The sequence below is a fragment of the Corynebacterium sp. genome, assembly GCF_030535495.1.
Classification (GTDB): Bacteria; Actinomycetota; Actinomycetes; order Mycobacteriales; family Mycobacteriaceae; genus Corynebacterium.
This window is the reverse complement of record NZ_JAUNRW010000056.1, coordinates 1-5,430: the sequence shown is the minus strand read 5'-3', so window position 1 is coordinate 5,430 and position 5,430 is coordinate 1. Positions and strand designations below refer to the sequence as shown.

The following is a 5,430-nucleotide window of genomic DNA, read 5'->3' as shown; positions in this document are numbered from 1 at the left end:
TGACGATCGTGATGGCGGCAATGGCCACAGGACATATCCTGGTGCAGGCTTCCGGGTTGTCGTTGAAGAGGCTGGTCCGGACGTTGAGCAAATACTGTTCGTTTGCCATTAAGGTCGCAGGTCAAACAGTTCACGCCCAGTCCCCGGCCCCAGACGACGCCCAAACCATCATCGATTCGCTACCACAGCCGTCAGACTAAATTGGCCTAAGTCAGGCTACACCACCCACTGAGGCAGCAGAACGTACCGCGAAGGGCCCGAGTCGTCGATGATTCGGGCCCTTCGCGGTATGTTTCGGTGGCGTCCTACGCCAGGTCGTCGGTGGCCACCAGGCGACGGGCCGCCTCGGTGATCGACCCCGACAGCGACGGGTACACGGCGAAGACCTCCGCGAGCTGCTTGACGGTGAGGTTGTTGGACACCGCGATGGCGATCGGCAGGATGAGCTCCGAGGCCGTCGGCGCCACGATGACACCACCGATGACCAGGCCGGAGTTGCGGCGGCAGAACAGCTTGACGAAGCCGTGCTTGAGGGAACGCATCTTGGCGCGCGGGTTCGACTGCAGCGGCAGGACGACTGCGCGGGCCGAGACCTCCCCGCTCTCCACCTGGGCATGGGTGACACCGACGGCGGCGATCTCCGGGCGGGTGAACACGGCGGTGGCCACCGTCTTCAGACGGATCGGGGTCACGCCCTCACCGAGCGCGTGGTACATGGCCATGCGTCCCTGCATCGCGGCAACCGAGGCCAGCGGGAACAGATCGGTGCAGTCACCGGCGGCGTAGATGCCGGCGACGTTGGTGCGGGAGACACGGTCGACCTTGATGTGGCCGGAGTCAGCGGTCTTCACGCCGACGTTCTCCAGGCACAGGCCCTCGGTGGCGGGGATGGAACCGATGGACATGATGGCGTGGGAGCCGAAGATCTCGCGGCCGTCGGAGGTACGGACGCAGACCCCGCCGTCGTCGGTACGCGTCACCGACTCCACGCGGGCGTGCTTCTCCAGGGAGACTCCGCGCTGGGACAGCACGTGCTCGAGCACGTCGGCCGCATCGGCGTCATCGTGCGGGAGGATGCGGTCACGGGAGGCCACCATGGTGACCTTGACACCCAGCTCGGCGAAGGCGGAGACGAACTCGGCACCGGTGACACCGGAACCGACGACGATGAGGTGCTCCGGCGTTTCCTCCAGGTCGTAGACGTGCTGCCAGGTGAGGATCCGCTCGCCATCGGGCTGCGCGTTGGGCAGGATGCGCGGGGTGGCACCGGTGGCGATGAGCACCAGGTCGGCCTCGTAGACCTGCTCGGAACCGTCGGCCAGGGTCGCGGTGACCTCGTGATGGACGGTGTCGAGCTGGGACTCGGCGAAACGCGCACGACCGTTGACGAAGGTCACTCCGGCACGCTCGAGCTGGACGGCGATGTCGTCGGACTGCTCCTCCGCCAGGTTCTTCACTCGCTCGTTGAGCGCCGGCAGGTGGATTCGCGCGCGGCCCAGCAGCGAGTTGAGACCCATGTCATCGGCGCGGCGGAGGTCGGTCTTGATGCCGGTACCCGCGATGAAGGACTTGGAGGGCACGCAGTCGAGCAGCACGGAGGAACCACCGATCCCACGTTCCTCGATGATCGTCACATCCGCCCCGTACTTGGCTCCGGCCAGGGCTGCCTCGTAGCCGGCGGGGCCTCCGCCGATGATGACGATGCGATTCTTCAAGGGGTCTCCTCCACGCGCGATTGTTCCGTCCACGGGTCCCGCGGACACTTGGAACCCGAGTTTAGTCGCTAGGAGAGGAAGCCGCCGCTGGATGCACCCGTTCCGGTCCCCTCGCCGTACTGCTCGACAACCGAGGCGAAGAGTCGGACGCCGACGCTGATGGCGCGCTCGTCGACAAGCAGGTCCCCCTGGTGCAGATCACCCATCCGGCCCTCGCCGGACCAACAGCCCAGACGCGCCATGGATCCCGGCACATGCTCGAGATACCAGGAGAAGTCCTCGCCTCCGGAGGACTGGGGAGCCTGGACGACGGACTGGGGATCGATGGAGCGGGCGGCATCGGCCAGCAGTGCCGTGGCGACATCGTCGTTAAGCACCGGCGGAACGCCGCGCTGGTAGGACAGCTCATGGGCGCAGCCGGTGGGGGCCAGCACCTGCGCGATGAGTTCCTCCAGCAGGTCCTCCAGAATGCGCCACGTCGCGATATCAGCCGTCCGCACCGTACCGGTGAGCTGCCCGGATTCCGGGATCGCGTTGGGGGCGTAACCGGCGTTGAGGGAACCGAAGACGAGCACGGTGGCGGTACGCGGGTCGATGCGCCGCGAGAGCAACGCCGGCAGCTGGGTGACCAGGGACGACAGGGCGTAGACGACGTCGTTGGTCAGGTGCGGGCGGGAGGAGTGTCCACCGGGGCCGGAGACCTTGATTCGCAGCACGTCGGCGGCCGAGGTGATCGCGCCGGTGCGCACACCCACCTTGCCCACCCGCAGTTTCGGTTCGACATGCAGGGAGAAGATCGAGCCGACGCCTTCCAGGCCGCCCCAGGCGATGACGTCGGTGGCACCGCCGTCCATGACCTCCTCCGCCGGCTGGAACAGCACGCGGATGCCGTGGCTGAGCGCATCGGAATTCTCGGCCAGCGCACATGCCAGGGCCAGTGAGATCGTGGTGTGGACGTCGTGCCCGCAGGAGTGCGAGACCCCCGGCACCGCGGAGGCGAAGGGCAGCTTGGTCAGCTCGGTGACGGCCAGGGCGTCGATGTCGGCACGGAAGGCCAGCCGGTCCGCGGTCGGCGGGCCGACATCCACCATGAGGCCGGTGCCGGGGAAACGGGTCGGGGCGAGACCGTGCGCCTTGAGGGTGTCCTCGAGGAACTCGGTCGTCTCGTACTCCATGTGCGACAGCTCAGGGTGCGAATGCAGGTGACGACGCCAACCGAGCACCTTCTCCTGGTGGGCGATGAGCCACTCATCGACGCGTGCGGCGATACCCTTCACGAACTGTCCTTTCCGCAGACCTCATCCGGGGGTCAACGCCTTATGATCCTACTCCGTCGCCGGGTCCTCTCCCTCGATGGCGGGGCGCTCATCCTCCGACTCCACCTCGCCCGGGTCTGTGGGGTGGATCTCGCGGGCCACCTCGGATTCGTAGCGCGGGAGCTGTCCGTGCAGGACGTAGGCGTCACGGAAGGGTTCGAGCTGCGTCTCGGCCGGCCAGCGGAGGTCGATGCCGAGCCCCGTGGCTGGGCAGATGTCCGCCACCACCTCCCCACCGGCGGGCAGGAGCACGGCCGGGGGGACGTCGAGCGCGCGGGCCAGACGGTAGAGATTCGACAGTTGCGGGTCGCCCGGCGTGTCGGCGTTGCCCAGATTGCGTTCGATGTTGGAGATCGTGTTCCGCGCCAGCCCGGTCAGCGCCGCCAGATCATCCTGCGTCAGCCCCCGCTTCCGGCGCACCGCACGGAGGTTGCGGCCGAGGCGGAGCCCGAAGCTCGGCCAGCCGTTCCACTCGTACCCGTGCGACATTCCTCCACGGTGCCCACTGCAGTGGGAAAACTCCGCCCACTGCAGTGGGCGGAGCGCGGGAGGGGGTGCCTACAGGTCGATGTTCCGCGGACCGTAGAGACGATCCCCGGCATCGCCGAGACCGGGGACGATGTAGGCGTCATCGTTAAGTTCCGGATCGACGCAGGCGGTGACCAGGCGCACCGGCAGACCGGACTCCGCCAGGGCATCCACGCCCGGCTGCGCCGACACCATGCAGATGGCGGTGATGTCGGTGGCCCCGCGGTCCGCGAGCAGGCGGATGGCATGCAGCAGGGAACCGCCGGTGGCCAGCATCGGATCGACGACGAACACCGTGCGGCCGGTGAGATCGTGCGGCAACGCCTCCAGGTAGGGCACCGGCTCGTGAGTCTCCTCATTGCGGGCCAGGCCGATGAACCCGACCTGCGCGTCCGGGATCATCGACAGCGCCGGGTCGATCATGCCCAGCCCGGCGCGGATGACCGGCACCACGATGGGCGGATCCTGCAGCCGGGTGCCGTCGGCGACGGCCACCGGGGTCTGGCAGTCGAAGTGCTCGACGGGCAGATCCCGGGAGGCTTCGTAGACGAGCATGGTGCCCAGGTCGGCAAGGGCGGCGCGGAACGCGGCATTGTCGCTGCGCGCGTCACGCATGATGGTCAGTCGCGAGGCGGCGAGCGGGTGGTCGACGATGGTGATCTCCATGCGACCCATGCTAGACGCGCGGGCGACCCCGGTAATGTTCACCTGGATTATTCACGTCAGCGCACCGCGTGCGCGCGAGTGTCAGGAGTTCCCCGCCCTCATGCCCAAGTTTGGAACCATCGTCGCAGCTCTGGCTGCGGGAGGGGTCGCCACCATGACGGCCGTGGCTGTCATCACCTCCGGGTCAGATTCCGTCAGCGTTGTCCGGGTCATCGACGGGGACACGATCGACGCCCTGCTAGACGGCGAAGAGCGGCGCATTCGTCTCCTCAATGTGGACACGCCGGAGATGGGCCGGGACGGCGCTCCTGCCGAGTGCCTGGCTGAGGAGGCCACAGCCTTCCTGCGGTCGGTACTCCCCGCAGGCACCGAGGTTTCCCTGCAGTACGACGAAGAGACCACAGACCGCTACGGTCGCGATCTGGCTGGTGTGTACCTGGGAGGGAACCTGATCAACGCCCAGATCGCCCGGGAGGGCTACGGGGTGGCCGTGCAGTTCGGCGCCAACAGCCGTTTCCACGGTTCTGTGTCCGCCGCTGAGGATGAGGCCCGTGCCGCTGGGAAAGGCATCCACGCGCTACCGGAGGAATGCTCGGTTGCAGAACAAACTGAGAACCTGACGTCACAGGTCACAGCACTATTGGCCGCATCTGTAGCCGCCATGGGAACCACTGACATCGACCTCCATGAAACCAGGTTGCTGGCCCTGCTCTCGGAGGTTCGTCAGCTTCAAGGCGCCACCAAGAATCCCAGTGACTTCGAGAACGCCGCTTTCGACGGGTACGAGAAGGAACGCCGCGCATTGGCGGATCTCGAGGCGCAGCTCAAGGCTCGGGAGGATGAACTGGAATCCCGACGCGAGGAAGTGGTCCGCGAGGAACGGGCTGCTCGGGAGGCAGCAGCCGCCGAGGCGGAGGCAGATCGCCTGCGGGTCGAACAGGAGCGACGTGACCGGGAGCGTCCCGTCCAGCCTGTCGTTCCCGCGCCACACATCGCCCCTGCGCCTGCCCCGCAGCCCGCTCCGATCGGTGGGGGTGGTTACACCGGGTGCCGCGCTTACGGCGGCAACTACGCGCTGACCTCCATCGATGATAAGGGGCGCCCCTACGCCAAGATCGACTGCGCAACGAAGGTTCAGATCGGCTAAATCAGCGGGGAACCTTTCGCCGGTTTTCTCAGTCCAATAGTGCATGAGCACTCTCCAC

The 5,430-nt window shown here is 67.0% G+C and carries 5 protein-coding genes; 1 reads left to right on the top strand and 4 read right to left on the bottom strand.

What is annotated here, in order from left to right; all coding sequences use genetic code 11:
* Positions 1-305 precede the first annotated feature (305 nt).
* From Q4F73_RS07975 to upp, 4 genes are all read right to left on the bottom strand, one after another.
* Complete coding sequence (locus Q4F73_RS07975) at positions 306-1,715, bottom strand: NAD(P)H-quinone dehydrogenase (protein WP_303358823.1); 1,410 nt, start codon at positions 1,713-1,715, stop codon at positions 306-308.
* Between the two features lie 68 nt (positions 1,716-1,783).
* Entirely contained in the window at positions 1,784-2,992 is a 1,209-nt protein-coding gene (locus tag Q4F73_RS07970; protein WP_303358822.1) for a M20 family metallopeptidase, read from the bottom strand.
* Between the two features lie 48 nt (positions 2,993-3,040).
* Positions 3,041-3,520 carry a helix-turn-helix domain-containing protein gene (locus Q4F73_RS07965; RefSeq protein WP_303358821.1) on the bottom strand — a complete coding sequence of 160 codons (480 nt, stop codon included), beginning with the start codon at positions 3,518-3,520 and terminating at the stop codon, positions 3,041-3,043.
* Between the two features lie 69 nt (positions 3,521-3,589).
* Positions 3,590-4,225 (bottom strand): uracil phosphoribosyltransferase, encoded by a 636-nt coding sequence (gene upp, locus Q4F73_RS07960; protein ID WP_303358820.1) that lies wholly within the window; start codon positions 4,223-4,225, stop codon positions 3,590-3,592.
* 100 nt (positions 4,226-4,325) lie between these two features.
* On the opposite strand from upp, the gene Q4F73_RS07955 reads away from it, so the two are divergent.
* The gene (locus Q4F73_RS07955; RefSeq protein WP_303358819.1) at positions 4,326-5,372 is read left to right on the top strand and encodes a thermonuclease family protein; all 1,047 of its coding nucleotides are present in this window, start codon (positions 4,326-4,328) and stop codon (positions 5,370-5,372) included.
* Positions 5,373-5,430: the final 58 nt, after the last annotated feature.